The organism is Micromonospora wenchangensis (genome assembly GCF_002210435.1).
GTDB classification, from domain to species: Bacteria; Actinomycetota; Actinomycetes; order Mycobacteriales; family Micromonosporaceae; genus Micromonospora; species Micromonospora wenchangensis.
In genome coordinates, this window is the sequence record NZ_MZMV01000037.1 from 19,538 (window position 1) to 39,688 (window position 20,151).

The 20,151-nt window shown below is 74.1% G+C and carries 16 protein-coding genes and 1 riboswitch; of the genes, 10 read left to right on the forward strand and 6 right to left on the reverse strand.

Annotation, left to right across the window (positions count from 1 at the left end):
* Nucleotides 1-116: 116 nt before the first annotated feature.
* Genes thyX through B5D80_RS20800 form a run of 3 tightly spaced genes read left to right on the forward strand, consistent with a single transcriptional unit; the run spans nucleotide 117 to nucleotide 3,574 of the window.
* Nucleotides 117-860 (forward strand): FAD-dependent thymidylate synthase, encoded by a 744-nt coding sequence (gene thyX / locus B5D80_RS20790; protein ID WP_088645583.1) that lies wholly within the window; start codon nucleotides 117-119, stop codon nucleotides 858-860.
* 46 nt (nucleotides 861-906) lie between these two features.
* Nucleotides 907-1,833, forward strand: coding sequence for a 4-hydroxy-tetrahydrodipicolinate synthase (gene dapA, locus B5D80_RS20795; protein ID WP_088645584.1), 927 nt, complete (start codon nucleotides 907-909; stop codon nucleotides 1,831-1,833).
* Between the two features lie 52 nt (nucleotides 1,834-1,885).
* Complete coding sequence (locus B5D80_RS20800) at nucleotides 1,886-3,574, forward strand: ribonuclease J (protein ID WP_088645585.1); 1,689 nt, start codon at nucleotides 1,886-1,888, stop codon at nucleotides 3,572-3,574.
* A gap of 74 nt (nucleotides 3,575-3,648) precedes the next feature.
* Here B5D80_RS20800 and B5D80_RS20805 read toward each other — a convergent pair whose 3' ends face one another.
* Both B5D80_RS20805 and B5D80_RS20810 read right to left on the reverse strand, forming a co-directional pair.
* The gene (locus tag B5D80_RS20805; RefSeq protein WP_088645586.1) at nucleotides 3,649-4,632 is read right to left on the reverse strand and encodes an SMP-30/gluconolactonase/LRE family protein; all 984 of its coding nucleotides are present in this window, start codon (nucleotides 4,630-4,632) and stop codon (nucleotides 3,649-3,651) included.
* Between the two features lie 201 nt (nucleotides 4,633-4,833).
* Nucleotides 4,834-5,718 (reverse strand): helix-turn-helix domain-containing protein, encoded by an 885-nt coding sequence (locus B5D80_RS20810; RefSeq protein WP_088645587.1) that lies wholly within the window; start codon nucleotides 5,716-5,718, stop codon nucleotides 4,834-4,836.
* A gap of 183 nt (nucleotides 5,719-5,901) precedes the next feature.
* Between B5D80_RS20810 and B5D80_RS20815 the strand changes: the two genes are divergently transcribed.
* Nucleotides 5,902-7,101 (forward strand): S1 family peptidase, encoded by a 1,200-nt coding sequence (locus B5D80_RS20815; protein WP_088645588.1) that lies wholly within the window; start codon nucleotides 5,902-5,904, stop codon nucleotides 7,099-7,101.
* Between the two features lie 74 nt (nucleotides 7,102-7,175).
* Here the strand turns inward: B5D80_RS20815 and B5D80_RS20820 are convergent, their stop codons facing one another.
* Both B5D80_RS20820 and B5D80_RS20825 read right to left on the reverse strand, forming a co-directional pair.
* Nucleotides 7,176-8,780: a type III secretion system chaperone family protein gene (locus B5D80_RS20820; RefSeq protein WP_088645589.1), complete on the reverse strand. Its 1,605-nt coding sequence runs from the start codon at nucleotides 8,778-8,780 to the stop codon at nucleotides 7,176-7,178.
* Nucleotides 8,777-9,253 (reverse strand): type III secretion system chaperone family protein, encoded by a 477-nt coding sequence (locus tag B5D80_RS20825; protein ID WP_088645590.1) that lies wholly within the window; start codon nucleotides 9,251-9,253, stop codon nucleotides 8,777-8,779. The genes B5D80_RS20820 and B5D80_RS20825 overlap by 4 nt, the downstream gene beginning before the upstream one ends.
* Before the next feature lie 113 nt (nucleotides 9,254-9,366).
* Here B5D80_RS20825 and B5D80_RS20830 point away from each other — a divergent pair, with 113 nt between their 5' ends.
* The gene (locus B5D80_RS20830; RefSeq protein ID WP_088645591.1) at nucleotides 9,367-11,838 is read left to right on the forward strand and encodes an FtsK/SpoIIIE family DNA translocase; all 2,472 of its coding nucleotides are present in this window, start codon (nucleotides 9,367-9,369) and stop codon (nucleotides 11,836-11,838) included.
* 61 nt (nucleotides 11,839-11,899) lie between these two features.
* Here B5D80_RS20830 and B5D80_RS20835 read toward each other — a convergent pair whose 3' ends face one another.
* On the reverse strand, nucleotides 11,900-12,145 hold the full coding sequence (locus B5D80_RS20835; protein ID WP_088645592.1) for a hypothetical protein: 246 nt from the start codon (nucleotides 12,143-12,145) through the stop codon (nucleotides 11,900-11,902).
* 160 nt (nucleotides 12,146-12,305) lie between these two features.
* On the opposite strand from B5D80_RS20835, the gene B5D80_RS20840 reads away from it, so the two are divergent.
* Nucleotides 12,306-12,920 (forward strand): DinB family protein, encoded by a 615-nt coding sequence (locus tag B5D80_RS20840; RefSeq protein WP_088645593.1) that lies wholly within the window; start codon nucleotides 12,306-12,308, stop codon nucleotides 12,918-12,920.
* On the opposite strand, the gene B5D80_RS20845 is transcribed toward B5D80_RS20840, so the two are convergent.
* Nucleotides 12,864-13,178 carry a DMT family transporter gene (locus tag B5D80_RS20845; RefSeq protein ID WP_088645594.1) on the reverse strand — a complete coding sequence of 105 codons (315 nt, stop codon included), beginning with the start codon at nucleotides 13,176-13,178 and terminating at the stop codon, nucleotides 12,864-12,866. The two genes, B5D80_RS20840 and B5D80_RS20845, sit on opposite strands and share 57 nt — an antisense overlap.
* 56 nt (nucleotides 13,179-13,234) lie before the next feature.
* Nucleotides 13,235-13,301: riboswitch (guanidine-III (ykkC-III) riboswitch) on the reverse strand.
* 91 nt (nucleotides 13,302-13,392) lie between these two features.
* On the opposite strand from B5D80_RS20845, the gene B5D80_RS20850 reads away from it, so the two are divergent.
* The 4 genes from B5D80_RS20850 (at nucleotide 13,393) to B5D80_RS20865 (ending at nucleotide 20,108) form a co-directional block, all read left to right on the forward strand.
* A complete protein-coding gene (locus B5D80_RS20850) occupies nucleotides 13,393-14,316 on the forward strand; it encodes an ornithine cyclodeaminase family protein (protein ID WP_169733086.1) in 924 nt (307 codons plus the stop codon).
* A 235-nt stretch (nucleotides 14,317-14,551) separates the two neighbouring features.
* A complete protein-coding gene (gene rimO / locus B5D80_RS20855) occupies nucleotides 14,552-16,054 on the forward strand; it encodes a 30S ribosomal protein S12 methylthiotransferase RimO (RefSeq protein ID WP_088645627.1) in 1,503 nt (500 codons plus the stop codon).
* A 77-nt stretch (nucleotides 16,055-16,131) separates the two neighbouring features.
* Nucleotides 16,132-16,719: a CDP-diacylglycerol--glycerol-3-phosphate 3-phosphatidyltransferase gene (pgsA, locus tag B5D80_RS20860; RefSeq protein ID WP_088645596.1), complete on the forward strand. Its 588-nt coding sequence runs from the start codon at nucleotides 16,132-16,134 to the stop codon at nucleotides 16,717-16,719.
* Between the two features lie 197 nt (nucleotides 16,720-16,916).
* Complete coding sequence (locus B5D80_RS20865) at nucleotides 16,917-20,108, forward strand: hypothetical protein (protein ID WP_144081727.1); 3,192 nt, start codon at nucleotides 16,917-16,919, stop codon at nucleotides 20,106-20,108.
* The last annotated feature ends 43 nt before the right edge of the window (nucleotides 20,109-20,151 follow it).

Here is a 20,151-nt window from a genome sequence, read left to right on the forward strand (position 1 = left end):
ACGTTGACCACCCGCCGGTGCCCCCGGCCGGAACTGTCCATGATCTCGCTGGTCAGCGCGGTGGCCCGAGTTTCCCCGCAGCCCGCCGGGCCACTACAGTCGCAGGAATGCCGGAGATGGTGCAGCCCCAGGTGCAGTTGATCGCGTGGACCCAGTTCCAGGCCCCCGACGGCGTGCCGTGGTCGACCGACGCCGAGGGCGGCCAGGCGCTCGCCGAGTTCGCCGGTCGGGCCTGCTACCAGAGCTGGAAGAAGCCGAACCCGGCGACCGCCACCAACGCCGGCTACCTGGCGCACATCCTGGAGGTCGGGCACCTGTCGGTGCTGGAGCACGGCAGCGTGACGTTCTACTTCACCGGGGTGTCCCGCTCGTTCACCCACGAGCTGATCCGGCACCGGCACTTCTCCTACTCCCAGCTCTCCCAGCGTTACGTGCCGGAGCGGGACGCGGCGATGGTCGAGCCGGCGGTGATCGCCGACGACCCGGAGCTGCACAAGCGGTTCGTCGAGGCCGCCGAGGCGAGCGTGCGGGCGTACACCGAGCTGCTGGAGGGGTTGGAGCAGCGGTTCGCCGACGAGCCCAACCCGACGCTGCGCCGCAAGCAGGCCCGGCAGGCGGCGCGGGCGGTGCTGCCCAACGCCACCGAGACCCGGATCGTGGTCACCGGCAACTACCGCGCCTGGCGGCACTTCATCGGGATGCGGGCCACCGAGCACGCCGACGTGGAGATCCGTGAGCTGGCCGTGGAGTGCCTGCGGCAGCTCCAGCGGGTCGCCCCGAACGTCTTCGCCGACTTCGTCGTCTCGACCCTGCCCGACGGCACCGAGGTGGCGACCAGCCCGCACGCACAGCTGTCCTGAGCCCTTCCCCACCGGCTGTCCGGTGCTCGTCCGCTAGGTTGTGAGCATGACGCACGACCACCCTGCCGCCCCCGACCGGGGCGTGTCGCGCCCGTTCGGGCGGCTGCTCACCGCGATGGCGACCCCGTTCACCGCCGACGGCTCCCTCGATCTCGACGGGGCCGTCCGGCTGGCGACCTACCTCGTCGACGAGCAGGGCAACGACGCGCTGGTGCTCAACGGCACCACCGGCGAGTCGCCGACCACCTCGGACGCGGAGAAGGAGACGCTGATCCGCGCGGTGGTCGAGGCGATCGGTGACCGGGCGCAGATCGTGGCCGGCGTCGGCACCAACGACACCCGGCACACCATCGAGTTGGCCGCCGCGGCAGAGAAGGCCGGCGCGCACGGCCTGCTGGTGGTCACCCCGTACTACAGCAGGCCGCCGCAGCGGGGGTTGGTGGCGCACTTCACCGCGGTCGCCGACGGCACCGGACTGCCGATCATGATGTACGACATCCCGCACCGCGCCGGGGTGCCGATCGAGACCGAGACGCTGGTGCGGCTCGCCGCGCACGAGCGGATCGTCGCGGTCAAGGACGCCAAGGGCGACCTGACCGCCACCGGCTGGGTGACCAGCCGCACCGACCTCGCCTTCTACAGTGGCGAGGACTCGCTCACCCTGCCCACCCTGGCGGTCGGCGGGGTCGGGCTGGTCGGCACGTCGACCCACTTCACCGGCGCGCTCGCCAAGCAGATGATCGAGGCGTACGACGCGGGTGACACCGGCACGGCGCTGACCCTGCACCGGCGGCTGCTGCCGCTGTTCACCGGGATCTTCCGTAGCCCGGGCACCATCCTGGTGAAGGCGGGCCTGAACGTGCTGGGCCTGCCCGCCGGCCCGGTGCGTCCGCCGCTGGTGGACGCCACCGACGACGAACTGGCCCTGCTGCGCGCGGACTGCGCGGCGGCGGGCCTGGACCTGCCCGAATGATCGAACGACACGACGGACGCCGGGTTACGGCGTCGCAGAATGAGGTGGACGCGTGACCGAGGCGCAATTCGAGGGTGAACTGCCCCCGCCGCTGCCCGAGGGCGGGCTGCGGATCATCCCGCTCGGCGGACTCGGTGCCATCGGCCGGAACATGACCGTCTTCGAGTACGACGGCAAGCTGCTGATCGTCGACTGCGGGGTGCTCTTCCCCGACGTGGAGCAGCCCGGGGTGGACCTGATCCTGCCCGACTTCGCACCCATCCTGGACCGGCTGGCCGACGTGCAGGCGATCGTGCTCACCCACGGTCACGAGGACCACATCGGCGCGGTGCCGTACCTGCTCGCCCACAAGCCGGACATCCCCCTGGTCGGCTCCCAGTTCACCCTCGCCCTGGTCGAGGCGAAGCTGGCCGAGCGGCGCATCCAGCCCTACACCCTGACCGTGCGCGAGGGCGGCCGGGAGCGGCTGGGCCCGTTCGAGTGTGAGTTCTTCGCGGTCAACCACTCGATCCCGGACGCCCTCGCGGTGGCCGTGCGCACCCCGGCCGGCCTGGTGCTGCACACCGGTGACTTCAAGATGGACCAGCTCCCGCTGGACGGCCGGATCACCGACCTGGCCGGCTTCGCCCGGCTCGGCGCGGAGGGCGTCGACCTGCTGCTGTCGGACTCCACCAACGCCGAGATCCCCGGTTTCGTCACCCCGGAGCGGGAGATCGGGCCGGTGCTCGACTCGATCTTCGCGAAGGCGAAGGGGCGGATCATCGTCGCCTCGTTCGCCTCGCACGTGCACCGGGTGCAGCAGGTCTTCGACTCGGCGCTGGAGCACGGCCGCAAGGTGGCGCTGATCGGCCGGTCGATGGTCCGCAACATGGGCATCGCCCGCGACCTCGGCCTGCTCAACATCCCGGCCGGTCTGGTGATCGGCATCGAGGAGGCCACCACGCTGCCGCCCGACCAGATCGTGCTGATGTCCACCGGTTCGCAGGGCGAGCCGATGAGCGCCCTGGGTCGGATGGCCAGCGGTGACCACCGGCACATCACCATCGCCCCCGGCGACACGGTCGTGCTCGCCTCGTCGCTGGTCCCCGGCAACGAGACCTCGGTCTACCGGGTGATCAACCGGCTGGCCCGGGCCGGCGCGGTGGTGGTGCACAAGGACGTCGCCAAGGTGCACGTCTCCGGCCACGCCCCGGCCGGTGAACTGCTCTACCTGCTCAACGTGGTGCGCCCGAGCAACCTGATGCCGGTGCACGGCGAGTGGCGGCACCTGCGGGCGCACGCCCGGCTCGGCATCGAGTCCGGCGTCGCCCCGGACCGAGTGGTGATCTGCGAGGACGGCGACGTCGTCGACCTGGTCGAGGGCCGGGCCAGCGTGGTCGGGCACGTGAAGAGCCGCTACGTCTACGTCGACGGCCTGGCCGTGGGTGACGTCAGCGAGTCGCTGCTCACCGAGCGGCGGATCCTCGGTGACGGCGGTTTCATCGCCACCACCGTCGTCGTCGACTCGGTCACCGGCAAGGTGGTCGCCGGCCCGACCCTGTCGGCGAAGGGCTTCTCCGAGGACCCGGCCGCGTTCAACCCGGTGATCCCGCTGGTCACCGAGGCGCTGAACCGGGCCGCCGCGGACGGCATCACCGACCCGCACCAGCTCCAGCAGATCGTCAGGCGCACCGTGGGGCGCTGGGTCAACGACGCGTACCGCCGCCGCCCGATGATCGTCCCGACCGTCGTCGAGGTCTGAGCGGCTTCCCCCACCCGGACGCTGCGGGCCGGCCACCGTCGTCACGACGGTGGCCGGCCCGTTGTGCGGTGGGCTCAGCGGTGGCGCAGGGTGGCCACGATCAGGTTGGGGTCGGTCGCGGTGACGTAGGCGGCGCTGGCCACCAGGACCGTGCGCCCGCGTACGGCCACCGAGGTCGGGTTCTGGAGCCCGTCGGCACCGGTCAGCAGGGTCCTGGTCCGTCCGTCGTGGTCGATGCCGACCACCGTGTTCGGCCCGTTGAGGGCGGCGACGACCCGGCCGTCGGCGGTGAACGCGAAGTCGTCGATGCCGACCAGCCCGGTCGCCCTGACCTCGACGGCTCCCGGGCGGCCCTGCCGCAGCGGAATCCGCAGCAGGGTGCCCTGGTCCAGGTTGGTCACCCAGACCGCGCCGCCGCGCACCTTGACGCCGTTGACGCCGAGGAAGCCCGTCGCGGCGAGGGCGGACGCCGACGACCAGACCCGGGCCGGGCCGCCGGCCAGCGGCACCGTGGAGACGGTGCCGAGCACCGAGTCGGTCAGGTAGAACGTCCGGCCCGTCGGGTCGAGCGCCAGCCCGTTGGGCAGCCCGGTGGCGGGCAGCGCGGCGATCCGTCGCGGCGGCTGGCCGGGCGTCAGCCGGTAGAGGCCGGTGCTGGCGGCGTCACCGCTGGCGTACAGGAAGTAGAGGGTGCCGTCGCCGGTCCGGACGATCCCGGTGGTCAGGGCGAAGCCGAGCACCGGGGTGTGCACGCCGCCGTCGGCGGGGGCGGGCAGGGTGGCCAGCACCCGGGTCCGGCCCGCCGGGTCGACGGCGACGACCTGCCGGGCCGCCGCGAAGGTGAGGTAGGCGGTGCCGTCGGGGGCCCACGCGATGTTCTCCGGTAGCTGCCCCGTCGTCGGGTCGAAGTGGACGGCGATCCGGGCGGGCAGGGTCGACGGGTCGACGGTGGCGGCCGGGACGCCTCCCGCCGGGCCGGCCACCGCCTGCGTCGCCGGTACGGCCAGGACGCCGACTGCCGCGACGGCCACCGCGAGGGTGCGGATTCTTCTGCGCATGGTTCGTCCTTCGTGGGTGCGTGGACCCGGGAGCGGGTCCGGTTTCGGGCACGGACGACCGGACGCCCCGTGCGGAGCGCCGTCGTCGCGTGGTGTGGCGCGGCGTCGGACCGCACCGGACGACGGTGTCCGGCGGTGGGCCGCCGCAGCGGGGTGGGACGGCGGCACCCGCCCGGTGCCGCCGGGGGCGGGAGTGGCGGGTCAGCCGCGCTCGGGCAGCGGTTGCCGGGCGGTGGCGCGACCGGTGACCGTGGCGTGCACCAGCAGGGTCATCGCCGCCTGCGACGGGGAACCCGGTGCGGTGGTGGCGACGACGACCGTCTGGTCGTCCTCGGTGCGCAGGCTCTGCTGGGTGACGGTCAGCGTGCCGACCAGCGGGTGCCGCATCCCGTACGCGGCGGTGCCGCCGGCCTTGACCCGGTGGTCGGCCCACCGGGCGGCGAACTCGGGGCTGCGTACCGCGAGTTCGCCCACCAGCGCGGCCAGCAGCGGGTCCGTCGGATGCTGCCCGGAGGCCATCCGCAGGGTCGCCACCACGGCCCGTGCCTTGGCCGGCCAGTCGACGTACAGGTCACGGGTGTGCGCGTCGAGGAAGACCAGCCGCGCCATGTTGGGCCGCCGGTCCGGCAGGTCCACCGAGTCGGGTTCCAGGTGACCGGCGAACAGGGCGTGGCCGGCGGTGTTCCAGGCCAGCACGTCGAGCCGGCGGCCGAGCACCAGCGCGGGCACGTCCCCGAGGGCGGCGACGAGCTGGTGGACGGCCGGGTCGACCCGTTCCGGCGGGGGCCGGCGGACGGCCTGGCGGCGGGGTCCGGCGGCCAGCCCGGACAGGTGGCGGCGTTCCGTGGCGTCGAGCCGCAGCGCCCGGCTGAGCGCGTCCAGCACCTCGGGTGAGGCGTTCGTGGCCTGCCCCTGCTCCAGCCGGGCGTAGTACGAGGCGCTCACCCCGGCCAGCAGGGCCAGTTCCTCCCGGCGCAGCCCCGGCACCCGCCGCCGGCCGCCGTAGGTGGCCACCCCGGCCTCCTGGGGGCTGAGCCGGGAGCGTCGCGAGCGGAGGAACTCGCCGAGCTGTCGTCGCGCCTGCATGACTCCCAGTATCGGCGGCGGCCACCCGGCCAACCACACCCTGCGGGGGACAGGCAGGACGGGAATGCGTGACCCGACGGTCACCGTACGTCGATAACTGCGGATGTGCTCAACCGAACGGTGGCCGCCTGCGTACCTCCGTCCGGCGGGCGTACCCCGCGTCGGCCGGGAGGAGCATGACGGATGGACCGCAGACGGATGACAGCGATCGGCGTCGTGCTGGCGGCGACGGGACTGACGGCGGCGGTGACCCTGCCGTCGTTCGCCGGTGACCAGGGCACGCCACGCGCCGGGGGGACCGACGCCCGCGCGGCCGGCGGGCCGGCCCCCGAGGTGGTGGACGCGCTGAGCCGTGACCTGCGGATCAGCCGGGACCAGGCGGTCCGGCGGTTGACCGCCGAGCAGCAGGCCACCGCCCGGTTGACCGGGCTGCGGGCCGCGCTCGGCAACGACTACGGCGGGGCCTGGCTCAGCGGCGACGGGTCCACCCTGAACGTGGCGGTCGCCGACCCCGCCCAGGCCGACCGGGTCCGGGCCGCCGGTGCCGTGCCCAGGCCGGTCGACCGGGCCGTCGGCGAGCTGGACGCGGCGAAGACCCGGCTCGACGCGGTCGGCGGTCAGGCGTCCCCGGCCATCACCGGCTGGTACGTCGACGTCGCCACCAACTCGGTGGTGGTGCTCGCCCAGCCGGGTGCCGAGGCGCGGGCCCGCCGGTGGGCGGCGGGCAGCGGGGCCCCGGCGGACGCGGTCCGGGTCACCACCTCCCGGGAGCAGCCGCGGCCGCTGTTCGACCTGGTCGGCGGCGACCCGTTCTTCATCAACGACGTCGGGCGCTGCTCGATCGGCTTCGCGGTGGTGGGCGGGTTCGTCACCGCCGGGCACTGCGGCCGGGTCGGCGACCGCACCACCGGGTTCAACCAGGCTCGGCAGGGGGTGTTCGCGGCGTCGTCGTTCCCGCGTGACGACTGGGCGTTCGTGCGCACCAACGGCCAGTGGACCCCGCAGGGGGTGGTCAGCGACTTCAACGGCGGCACGGTGCCGGTCAACGGCTCCGTCGAGGTGCCGCCCGGCGCGTCGATCTGCCGTTCCGGCTCGACCACCGGTGCCCGGTGCGGCGTCGTCCAGGCCCGCAACGCCACCGTCAACTACCCGGAGGGGACGGTGACCGGGCTGACCCGGACCGACGTCTGCGCCGAACCGGGCGACTCCGGTGGCTCGTGGATCGCCGGCGACCAGGCGCAGGGCGTCACCTCCGGCGGCTCCGGTGACTGCACCGTCGGCGGCGTCACCTTCTTCCAGCCGGTCAACGAGATCCTCCAGCGCAACAACCTGACCCTGGTCACCGCGAACGGCGGCCAGCAGGGAACGCGACGCGGTCGCTGACCACCCTGGTACCGCAGCCCCCGACCTCCACCGCCCGGAGGTCGGGGGCCGCTGCCGTGTGCGGGCGGTGGCGGTCAGGGCAGGGCGGCGACCGCGGCGGCGTACGCGACGCCGGTGCTCACCGCCGCGTCGACCAGGATGCCGAGCTGCGCCGGGGCCACCCCGTGCGCCAGGTCGGTGGTGACGTCGCCGGCCAGCACCAGCTCACCGCCGGGCAGCTCGTGGACGTACGCCTTCGGCAGCAGCCGGTCGTGGTTCCAGGCGTTGCAGAACTCGTACGCCTCGGCGAGCCGGCCCGCCGCCAGCCGCCGGGCCGCCACCACCCGGGCGTGCAGGATCTCCCCGTCCCGGCCCAGCAGGCGGAACTGCACGACCGCCTCGTCCCAGCGGCCGACCACCACGCCTGCGGCGTCGACGGCGTACACGTCGCCCCGGGTGTCCAGCACGGCGGTGAGCTGCGAAAGGCTCAGCGGGGCCGGCTCCTCGGCCGAGGGCAGGAACGGTTCGTCGGCCGGGTCCTCGACGCTCTCCGGCTCCGGCAGGGGCACCGGGTCGCCGGTCGGCCGTTCGGCCAGCCAGGCGGCGATCCGGCCGGCGTGGTGACCGGTGCCGTTGCGCGCGTCGAAGCTGCCCGCCAGCCGGGTCGCCTCGGCCAGCAGGTCGGTGCCGAGGGTCGCCACCTCCAGGTCGGCGGCGGGCCGGTCGGCGTGGCCGGGGCGGCGGACCCGGCGGGCGTCCCGGCCGGACTCGGCGGCGAGCGCGCAGACCAGCGCCCCGGCGGCGGCGAACTCCATCGCCGACAGGTCGTCGTAGGGGTGGTCCAGCCTGGGCAACTGCTCGGCGAGGAGGTCCAGCGCCCGGTCCGGGTGCCCGGCCAGCGCGCAGAACCGCAACTGCGCGGCCAGGTACGGCAACGCGGCCCGTTCCCGCCGGTGCCGCCGGTACGCCCGCAGGTGCGCCGTCGCGGCCCGGCCGGCCGCCCCGGTGCGCAGCCACGGCAGCAGCCCCGCCGCGAGGGCCCGTTCCGGCTGGTCGGTGCAGTCGACCCCGGCGTCGAGCGCGGGGCGCAGCGCCGCCAACGCGGCCCGGTCGTCGCCCCAGCCGGCGAGCAGTTCGGCGCGGCGTACCGCCAGGCAGGCGGGGCAGCCGGCTTCCGGGTCCGGCGCGGCGGCCGTCCACCTGTCGTACCAGCGGCGGGCGGTGGGCTCGTCGCCGGCGTGGTCGGCGAGCCGGCAGCGCAACTGGGCGACCACGCCGGCCTCCGCGCCGACCCGGCGGGCCAGCGCGTCGAGCAGGGTGTGCGCCTGGTCCAGCCCGATCCGGGGGGTGCCGATCGCGGCCTCCACCGCCTGGCGCAGGTGCCGCCGCAGCAGTTCCGCGTCGCCGGGACGGGCGTCGAGCAGGTCGGGGGAGCGGTCCACGGCGGCCAGCAGGCGGCGTACCGGCTCGACGATCCGCCACCGTCCGCCGTGCCGCAGGTACGCCGCCACCAGCGCGAACCGGGCGTCCAGGGCGGAGTGCGGGTCGCCGAGCGCGTCGGCGCGGGCGGCGATCCGGTCGAGTTCGGCCAGCCGGGCCTCCCCGTCGGGCAGGTCCCCGGCGTCGGCGAACGCCGCGGCCAGGACCGGGTCGCGCGGCGCGGCCGACCCGTCCGCCCCGGGACGGAACCCGCCGGTCATCCGGGCGTCCGGCCGGGTAGCTGGCCGACGGCGGCGGCGAGCCGGCAGCCTTCGGTGATGCCGCAGTCGAGCAACCGGTCGAGCTGGTGCGGGGTGACCCCGCGTTCCAGGTCGGTGATCACCTCGCCGCAGACCTGGGCCCGACCGTCGTCGTCGACGTGCACGAACGCCTTCGGCCAGAACCGCTCGTGGTTCCACGAGTTGCAGAAGGCGTAGAGCGCCGGCACGTGCTCGATGCCGAAGGTCGCCGCCGCCAGGGTGCGGACCTGGAGCAGCTCGCCGTGGCCGCCCTGGCGCAGGAACCAGATCAGGCTGTCGTCCCAGCGGCCCACCAGGTCCCCGTCGCCGTCGGTGACCACGACGTACCCCCGGGTGCCCAGCACGGCGGCGACCAGGTCGGTGGTCAGCGGACGCAGGGCCTGCGGGTCACCCGCGAGGGGGTCGGGACGGTCCGCGAAAGCAGGCGACGCCATCGGGCATCCCTTCTGAGGCGAATAACACGTCTGCGGGCGTGGTCCGTGCTGCGACGCGCGGACACGACCCGGAAAAGCGGCGGTCTGCCGGGTAACGCCGTTACGGTGACTCTATGGCGGGCCGTACCTCTCAGGCGAGCCGGCGACGCGGCGCGTCGCCGCGCGGCACCACGAACAGTCGTGCCCGTCAGCCGGCGAAGAAGACCACCCGGGCGACGGCCCGGCGGCGGCCGGCGCCCCGGCCCGCCCCGGCGGCGTACGTGGGCCGGGTCATCGGGGCACTGTGGATGGGGCTGGCGCACGGGGTCGGCTGGGGCTTCCGGGCCGCCGGCCGGCAGGCCGCCTCGGCCCGGGAGTTGGACCCGGAGCACCGCCGCGACGGCGCCGGCCTGCTGCTGTTCGGGCTGGCCATCCTCAGCGCGGTGGCGATCTGGTTCTCCGGCGCCGGCCCGTTCGGCGCGCGGCTGGCCGACACCGTGCGCCTGTTCCTGGGCGCGATCGCGGTGGTGGTGCCGGTGCTGCTGATGATCGGCGCCTGGCGGCTGATGCGTACCCCGGTGGACCCGGAACACCGGGGGCGGGGCCTGGTCGGCTGGGGTTCCATGCTGGTCGCCACGGCGGCGATGCTGCACATCGGACAGAATCCGGTCGATCCGGTGCAGCGTGACTACGCCGGTGGCCTCGTCGGCGCCGGGATCGGCGACCTGCTGGAGCGGGCGGTGACCGCCTGGGTGGCGATGCCGCTGCTGATCCTGCTGCTCGTCTTCGGCCTGCTGGTGGTGACCGCCACCCCGATCAACAAGATCCCGGAACGGCTCGGGCTGCTCGCCGGCACGCTGGTCGCCCCGCCCGAGGCCCCCACGGAGGAGGACGCGGAGCCGACGGAGGCCGTCGCGAAGCCGGCCCGTAAACGCCCGGCCCGCAAGGCCGCGCCCCCGCCGCCCGACCCGGACGACTTCGACGACGTCGGCCCGGAGGTCGACCTCCAGGAGACGATCGTGCTGCCCCGCCGGCCGGCGAGCCGGGTGCCGGCCAGCCGCAAGCCGGTGGAGCCGCCGGAGCACTCCGCCCCGCCCACCCGCGCCGAGCAGCTCGCGCTGACCGGGCTGGCCGGCGACTACGTGCTGCCACCGGCCAACATGCTCACCGGTGGCGCGGCCCCGAAGACCCGCAGCAAGGCCAACGACGAGGTGATCGCCGCACTGACCGGCGTCTTCGACCAGTTCGGGGTGGACGCCGAGGTCACCGGCTTCACCCGGGGCCCCACCGTCACCCGTTACGAGGTCGAGCTGGGGCACGGGGTCAAGGTCGAGCGGATCACCCAGCTCTCCCGCAACATCGCGTACGCGGTGAAGTCGCCCGACGTGCGCATCCTCAGCCCCATCCCGGGCAAGAGCGCGGTCGGGGTGGAGATCCCCAACACCGACCCGGAGAACGTCGCACTCGGTGACGTGCTGCGGTCCCGGGCCGCGACCAGCGACCACCACCCGATGGTGGTGGCCCTCGGCAAGGACATCGAGGGCGGCTTCGTGGTCGCCAACCTCGCGAAGATGCCGCACATCCTGATCGCCGGGGCCACCGGCGCGGGCAAGTCGAGCTGCCTCAACACCCTGCTGGTGTCCATCCTGACCCGGGCCACGCCGGACGAGGTGCGGCTGCTGCTGATCGACCCCAAGCGGGTCGAGATGACCGGGTACGAGGGCATTCCGCACCTGGTCACCCCGATCGTGACCAACGCCAAGAAGGCGGCCGACTCGCTGGAGTGGGTCGTGCGCGAGATGGACATGCGCTACGACGACCTCGCCGCCAACGGGGTCCGGCACATCGACGACTTCAACCGCAAGGTGCGCAACGGCGAGATCAAGGCCCCGCCGGGCAGTGAGCGGGAGCTGCGGCCGTACCCGTACCTGCTGGTGATCGTGGACGAGTTGGCCGACCTGATGATGGTCGCCCCGCGCGACGTGGAGGACTCGGTCGTCCGGATCACCCAGTTGGCCCGCGCCGCCGGCATCCACCTGGTGCTGGCCACCCAGCGGCCGAGCGTCGACGTGGTGACCGGCCTGATCAAGGCGAACGTGCCGTCCCGGCTGGCGTTCGCCACCTCGTCGCTTGCCGACTCCCGGGTCATCCTCGACCAGCCGGGCGCGGAGAAGCTGCTCGGCCGGGGCGACGGGCTGTTCCTGCCGATGGGCGCGTCGAAGCCGGTCCGCATCCAGGGCGCCTGGGTGACCGAGCGCGAGATCGCCGACGTGGTGAAGTTCTGCAAGGACCAGCGGGAACCGGAGTTCCGCTCCGACGTGCTGGCCCCGGCGCAGGACAGCAAGAAGAAGATCGACGAGGACATCGGTGACGACCTGGACCTGCTGGTGCAGGCGGTGGAGCTGGTGGTGACCTCGCAGTTCGGTTCGACCTCGATGCTCCAGCGCAAGCTGCGGGTCGGCTTCGCCAAGGCGGGCCGGTTGATGGACCTGATGGAGACCCGGGGGGTGGTCGGCCCGTCCGAGGGTTCCAAGGCCCGCGACGTGCTGGTCAAGCCGGACGAGCTGGAAGAGGTGCTGGTCGGCCTGCGCGGCGACGTGGACTGACCCGGGACGTGCGACGGGCCCGCCGGAGATCCGGCAGGCCCGTTCGCGCGGGTGGGTCCGGTCAGCTGTTCATCATGGCGCTGATCAGCACCAGGCTCAGGACGATGGCGGCCACGTTCGCGGCGGCGGCGTACCAGCCCAGCGGCTTGTCGCCGAGCACCGCGCCGACGATGCCGAGCGCCAGGCCGATGATGCCGAAGATGACCGGCGCGATCAGCAGCGCGACGACGGCGAAGACGAACGCCAGGATCGTGCAGATGCGGGCGGCGTTGGTACGCGGGCGGGCGGGGGCGTGGATGTCGGCCATGACGTCCTCCGTGGTCGGGGGCCTGAGTGCTGTGGTGATCGATCACTACCCACACCCGACGGAAACTACGCACCGGGCGGCGACGTCCCAGCCGGCCCACCTGCGTGCCGGCGCGGGAATTCCGGTCGATCCAAGCCCGCCGGTGTGGCAGGGTCACCCGATGCCGGCATCCCGTCGTGACCTGTTGCGGTCGCAGTTCGAGCTGACCTGGTCCCTGTTCGAGTACCACCTGGAACGCCTGGAACCGGCGGACCTGCTCTGGGAGCCCGCGCCGCACTGCTGGACGATGCGCCCGGCCGCCGACGGCGGGTGGGTGCCGGACTGGGCGGACGTCGAACCCGACCCGGTCCCGGTCCCGACGATCGGCTGGATCACCTGGCACATCGGCTGGTGGTGGACGGTCGCCGCCGACCACGCGCGGGGGCGCAGGCCGCGGGAGCGTACCGAGATCGGCTGGCCCGGTGACCGGGACCGGACGGTGGCGTGGCTGGGTGACCTGCGCGCCGCGTGGTTGGCGGTGTTCGACCAGCTCGGCGACGCCGACCTCGACGCGACCGCGTCGTTCCCGTGGCGGGACGACCCCGCGTACACCGTCGCCCACATGATCGCCTGGGTGAACGCCGAGCTGATGAAGAACGTCGCCGAGATCGGCCAACTCCGGTTGCTGCGGCACGCGCGGGCGGTCCACCCCGACCCGTCGGGCGGTTCCCGGGGTTCCTCAGTGGAAGAGCTTGAGGCCGACCACGCCGGCCACCACCAGCAGCAGGCTGAGTAGCCGGGGCAGGCTCGTCGACTCGCCGAGGGCGACCATGCCGACCACTGCGGTGCCGACCGCCCCGATGCCCACCCAGACCGCGTAGCCGGTGCCGACGGGGATGTCGCGCAGCGCGTACGCCAGGCCGGCCATGCTGGCGGCCAGGGTGACCGCGAAGACGGTCGAGGGCAGCGGCCTGGTGAATCCGGCGCTGCGGTCGAGGGAGACCGCCCACGCGGTCTCCAGGAGTCCGGAGAGCACCAGCACGATCCAGGCCATCGGGCATCACCTCGGGGGTCGGTCCCGGGCCGTCGGCCAGGGACGAGTCGGTTCGGTACGGGGCGTCTTGGCCTGACCGGGTACGCCCGCGACTCGTCCGGGGTGGCCGCGCGGGCCACCACGCCCGACGCTAGCACCGCCGGCCGGCGGGGTGGGGTGATCCTCCCCACCACACCTTGAGCTGAAGTCAGCTTGAGGTTGCAGCATGGGGAGCATGACGCTGCTCTTCGACGACCGGCAGGTCGCCGCCACCCTGGACGCGCCGACCACCGTCGCGGCGATGCGGGACGCACTGCTGGCCGCCCACGCCGGCCGGCTCGTCGCCCCACCCCGGGCGTCCGCACCGCTGGCCGGCGGGCGGATGGTGCTCACCGCCGGGCAGCTCACCGACGAGTGGTACGGCTTCCGCTCCTACGACACCCTCGGCCACCCGGCCGGCGAGCAGCTCGTGGTGCTGCACGACGCCCGCACGGGGGCGGTACGGGCCATCGCCGTCGGCGCGGAGCTGGGCTCCCGGCGTACCGGCGGGCTGGGCGCGGTGGCGGTCGACGCCCTGGCCCGCCCGGACGCCGCCACCCTGGGCGTGATCGGCTCCGGCGGGCAGGCGTGGACGCAGGTGTGGGCGAGCGCCGCCGTCCGGCCCCTGCGCGAGGTGACCGTGCACAGCCGCTCGGCGGCCCGGCGCGAGGCGTTCGCCGCCCGGGTCCGCGCCGAGCTGGGGATACCCGCCCGCGCCGTCGGCTCGGCCGCCGAGGCGGTCCGCGACCGGGACGTGGTGGTGCTCGCCACCACCAGCGTCACCCCGGTGCTGGCCGCCGCCGATCTCGCCCCGGGCACCCACGTCAACACCGTCGGCTTCAAGCAGGTGCACCGGCACGAGTTCGGCACCGACCTGCTCGACGCCGCCGACGTGCTGGTCACCGACTCGCCGGCCCAGGCGGCGGCGTACGACCCCCCGATGCTGACCGCCGTCGGGCCGTACCCGGGCAGGTTGCGGGACCTGGGGGCGGTGCTGGCCGGGGCGGTCCCCGGCCGGACCGGCGCGGACCAGGTGTCGGTGTTCTGCTCCACCGGCCTGGCCGGCACCGAGGTCGCCCTCCTGGACCGGCTGGTCCGGGTGGGCGCGACGACGGTCTGACCGGTGCCGCGTCGGCTGCCACGAGCGGGTGCATCATGATCGGATTGCAGTTTCAGCGGGTGTTCCCGGCGTGTCGTGTGCATTTTCGTCATTTGATCAACGGTCGGCGGGTCGGTGGGTGGGGGTGAACCGGCCGACACCGCACGCCGCCGTCGGTCGGGCGCGCGACGTCGCCCGGTACCCTCGGATGGTGTCCGCCACCCCCACGCCTGACAACGCCGGCCCGGCCCGCCCGATGCCGAGCCGCGACCCGGAGCAGTCGCCCGCCGACGGCCGCCGGGTCGCCCTGCTGACCCTGGGCTGCGCCCGCAACGAGGTCGACTCGGAGGAGCTGGCCGCCCGGCTGCACGCCGACGGCTGGCAGGTCACCACCGACGGCGAGGGTGCCGACGTGGTGGTCGTCAACACCTGCGGGTTCGTGGAGAAGGCCAAGCAGGACTCGATCCAGACCCTGCTCGCCGCCGCCGACACCGGGGCGAAGGTGGTCGCCGCCGGCTGCATGGCCGAGCGGTACGGCCGGGAGTTGGCCGACAGCCTCCCCGAGGCGCAGGCGGTGCTCAGCTTCGACGACTACCCCGACATCGCCGCCCGGCTCGACTCGGTGCTGGCCGGCGAGGCGATCGGCGCGCACACCCCCCGCGACCGCCGCGAGCTGCTGCCGCTGACCCCGGTCGCCCGGCGGGAGTCGGCGGTCTCCCTGCCCGGCCACGGCACCCCCACCCGGGTCGCGCCGCAGACCGACGAGCACACCCCGGCGCACCTGCGGCAGGTGCTGCGTCGCCGGCTCGACACCGGCCCGGTGGCCTCGCTGAAGCTGGCCAGCGGCTGCGACAGGCGGTGCGCGTTCTGCGCGATTCCGGCGTTCCGGGGCGCGTTCGTCTCGCGTACCCCCGACGAGCTGCTGGCCGAGGCGGAGTGGCTGGCCAAGACCGGCGTCCGCGAGCTGGTGCTGGTCAGCGAGAACTCGACGTCGTACGGCAAGGACCTGGGCGACCCGCGGGCGCTGGAGAAGCTGCTGCCGCAGCTCGCCGCGATCGACGGCATCGTCCGGGTGCGGGCCAGCTACCTCCAGCCCGCCGAGACCCGCCCCGGCCTGGTCGAGGCGATCGCCACCACCCCCGGCGTGGCCGCCTACTTCGACCTGTCGTTCCAGCACTCCAGCGAGCCGGTGCTGCGCCGGATGCGCCGGTTCGGCTCCACCGACCGGTTCCTGGAGCTGCTGGCGAGCGCCCGCGCCCTGGCCCCGGAGGCGGGCGCGCGGAGCAACTTCATCGTCGGATTCCCGGGCGAGACCCGGCAGGACGTGGCCGAGCTGACCCGCTTCCTGACCGAGGCTCGGCTCGACGCGATAGGCGTGTTCGACTACAGCGACGAGGACGGCACCGAGGCCGCCGGGCTGCCCGGCAAGCTCTCCGCCGCCACCGTCAAGCGCCGCTACGACCGGCTCGCCGCGCTCGCCGACGAGTTGTGCTCGCAGCGGGCCGAGGAGCGGCTCGGCAGCACCGTGGAGGTGCTCGTCGACACGGTCGACGACGGCGTGGTGGAGGGCCGGGCGGCGCACCAGGCCCCCGAGGTCGACGGCTCGACCACCCTGGTCGCCCCGGTCGGCGGCGGGGTCGACCTGGCCGCGTTGCGCCCCGGCGACCTCGTCCGGGCCACGGTCACCGCGACCGAGGGCGTCGACCTGGTGGCCGTGCCGGATGAGATGATCTCGGCGGCGCCCGGCGCGGAACGGTGACGGTGGGCCCGGACGGAGCGGGGGAGCCAGGTGGGGCGGTGCCAGGTGGGCCTCGACGGCCGGAGCGGGGCGCGGCGGTGACCGGGGCGGCGGAGTCCGCGCCGCCGGTGGCCCGGGTGCCGGTGCTCAACGCGGCCAACGGCCTGACCCTGCTGCGGCTGGTGCTGGTGCCGGTCTTCGCCGCGTCGGTGGTCGCCTCCGGCATGACCCACACCGGGTGGCGGATCGCCGCCTGCCTGATCTTCGCGTTCGCCTCGATGACCGACCTGGTGGACGGCTGGATCGCCCGCCGCTTCGGCCTGGTCACCTCGGTCGGCAAGGTGGCCGACCCGATCGCCGACAAGGCGCTCACCGGCGCGGCCCTGGTGCTGCTGTCCGTCTACGACCGGCTGCCCTGGTGGGTGACGGTGCTGATCCTCGTCCGCGAGCTGGGCATCACCGGGCTGCGGTTCTGGGTGATCCGGCACGGCGTGATCGCCGCCAGCCGGGGCGGCAAGCTCAAGACGGCGCTGCAGATCCTGGCCATCGCCTGGTACCTGTGGCCGATGCCGGCGGCCCTCGCCGCCGTCGGGCCCTGGATCATGGCCGCCGCCGTGCTGGTCACCGTGGTCACCGGCTTCGACTACGTCGCCCAGGCCCTGCGCCTGCGCCGCCCCCGGCCCTGACCGGCCCGCACCGCCCCCGCTGAGCCGCCGCGCCGGAATCCCGGTGCGGCGGGACTGCTGTCCCTGCCGGTCGGGACGCCCCGCCCCGCAGAGTCGTCACCGCACCGGCCCCCTGCGGCCCGGTGCGGCGTCGGTCCGGCCGGGTCGACGCCCGGTGACGGCGGGCGGGGTTGCGCCCGCGGGCGGGAGGAGTAGCGGTGGGGACAGCGACGAGACATGCCCGGGGACGGTCCCCGGGCGGCGGGTGGCGCAGCCGCCGGCTGTGGGCGGCGGGCCTGACGGCGGTGCTGGCGGTCACCATGCACCAGACCCCGGCCCGTGCCGCCGACCCGGTGCCGTTCGACGAGCAGGCGGTGCACGGGGCGCTGTTCGGGGCGGTGGTGCAGTTGCGCGACGCCGGGGCGGCCGGGCTGAAGGACGCCCTGCTCACGGCCGAGCTGCTGGACTGGCGTACCGGCCAGCCGGGTGCCGACGCGACGCAGGTGGCGGGGCACGTGGCCACCACCCGGGCGGTCGCCGACGCGGCGGTCGGCGACGCGCGGGCCGAGGACCGGTCCCGGTTCGCGGTGGCGATGGCGGTGCTGGCCCGGCTCGGCGAGTCCAGCGGCGCGGTGACCACCGGCCCGGCGGTGCGGGCCTTCCTGGCCAGCACCGTCGGCGCGGAGGGCGCGAACGTGGTGCCGGACGCGTTGAACCTGGTCCGGGGCGGCTACCAGGACGCGGCGTGGAACGCCCGTTCCCGGGACCTGGTCCAGGACACCTGGCGGGAGCTGCACCGGCGGGCCGCCACCGACGACGCGCTGGCCACCGGCTGGGACAGCGCGTTCGCCGGGCGCACCGGCACCGGGGTGCGTACCCCGGTCGACGGGTTGCTGGCCGCCCGCATCCACGAGCCGCGCGCCGACGGCAACACCGGCACCCTCGGCTACTACGTGCCGCTGTCCGCGATCCGCGACGTCCGCGGTGACGCGACCGCCTTCAAGGCGCTGGTGCAGGAGCGGGCGTACGCGACGCTGAAGGTGCTCGACACCGACGGCAACAACCGGATCACCGAGGTGGTCAACTACGCCAACACCTACCCGCTGAACCAGGACCCGAAGCCCAGCCAGGCGGTCATCGACGCGGAGAAGGCGAAGACCGAGTCGAACCGCAAGATCTTCGAGGGGCTCGGGTCCACCGTCACGGTGCTGTCCACCCTGGTCGGCTTCGTCGACAAGAAGTTCGGCAAGCAGTTGGAGACCATCGGCAAGGCCGTGGTGACCTCGGTGACCGCGATCAACACGTACGTGACCACGGTGCTCGGGCAGGGGCTGGCCATGGCCGCGACGGCGATGGGCACGGCGGTGCTGACCGGCAACCTGCTCGGCGCGGCGGTGAGCCTGATCGGCCTGTTCGCCGGGGGCGGCGACCCGAACGCCGCGATCCAGGCGGAGATCGGCAAGCTGCGCCAGCAGATCGACCGGCTGGCCAAGGGGATCGACAAGCGGTTCGACCGGATCGAGTCGGCGCTCAAGGAGATGTACGCCGGACTGGTCGCCCAGCTCGACGCGCTGACCAAGGGCCTCGACGAGGTACGCGCCAACCTGGGCCGGATCGCCACCCAGTTGCAGACCATCGAACGCAAGGTCGACTCGATGGCGCTCGCCACCCACGTGGCCCTGGAGAACATCGCCAAGAGCCAGCTCAACCAGGTGATCACCACGTACGTGCACCACAAGGAGATCACCGGGCAGCCGATCCCGGACTACCTGGGCACCTACTTCCCGAAGGCCGAGTCGCCGACCTTCACCTTCGCCACCGTCAACGCCGCCGACGAGGGCACCTTCACCGCGCCGGCCGGCACCAGCCTCGCCGACCCGGTCAGCGTGCTCGACACCCACCTGCCCGCCGGCTCGATCAACTACCTGGGCCAGTGGGCGCGTAACCGGGTCGGCGGCACCTGGACGGTCGGCCCGGTCGCCAACGCCGCCGCCTGGTCCACCGCCGCCCGGGTCTACAACATCCTGCAACTGGAGAACCCGCAGTTCGCCGCGCAGGTGGCCGCCGGGCGGGGCGACGCCGTCGCCGAGACCGGGCGGACCATCAACGAGCGGGTCCGGCAGTTCAGCCAGCCGACCGCCGACGGCGGCACCAACCCGTTGTTCACCGCGCTGATGGCCGACTACCGCACCGCGGTCGCCGGCTGGAACGCCCAGGTGGAGAACGTCCGCAAGGCGGTGGTCTGGAACGGCAGCGACACCCTGCCGGTGCACGACATGTGGGGCAGCCCGGACCAGGAACTCCCGGTGGCGAACCGGATTCCCGAGACCGAGTCGATCGGCGGGTGCGGCCCGACCCGGGTCGGCCGGCCGACCCCGTCGACGGTACGCCGCAGCAACCTGCCCAACGCGTTCCACCTGGCCCACCACGCCATGCCCCCGGGGCACGCCCCGACGTTCTCCACCTGCTACGACGCGAACTTCGTCAACGTGGAGGAGCACGAGGGACCCCGGTTCCAGACCACCACCGGCGACCTCCAGATCACCCTGCGGTCGCGGGTGAAGTGGGCCGGCGGGGACTGGCAGGAGGTGCAGACCGCCACCCGCGTGTTCCCCATCGGCACGTTCTGCTCGTGGGACGTCCGGTCCCCGATCCCGCAGGGCTACTGCTACGACGAGAACAAGTACCTCACCGAGCGGTGGGCGGGGACGTACAAGCCGGCGTTCGAGTCGGCGGCGATCCCGGTCGTCGCCACCCAGGCGACGTCCGCCCGCAGCAAGGCCGCCGCGATGCTGTCCGGCCGGCAGAAGTACTTCTACCGGGTGATGCGGGCCGGCACCGGGCCGAACCCGCCGAGCAGCGACACCTGGGAGGTGTCCCGGGTGCTCTGGCAGAAGGGCAAGGCGGTCTCCGACGCGCTGCGGCTGTTGCAGGCGTACACCGAACTGGGGTGGGGCACCGCGCTGGAACTCGACGACAGCCTCGCCGGCCTGCTCTACGGCGGCCAGGGGTTGCCCGCCGACTACACCCGCCCGCGCAGCGACGGCGACCAGTCGGCCCACCAGCACCTGCGTAACGCGATGGCGCAGGCGGTGGAGAACTACGCCGACTGCGTCCAGACGTTCGACTGGAACCCGTGCGACGGGGAGCGGTCGGGCTTCGACCCGCTGCGTGACCAGGGTCAGTACGGTGCCGGCTGCGTCCAGGCCAGCGTGCCGGACAAGCCGCGTGACCCGCTGAGCGCCTGCCTGGCCAGCGCGGCGTTCGTCCGGGTCGGTCAGCTCGGCCAGCGGTACGACCACTGGTCGTCCCGGGTGCGTTCCGGCGGGCACACCGAGGGGCTGCCGGAGGTGACCGCGGCGACCGACATGACCCGGGCGACCACGGTGAGCGTGCACCCGGCGGGCTGACCGCCCCCGGGCGCGTCGACCGGGAAGGGCCCCGTCGGCCCGG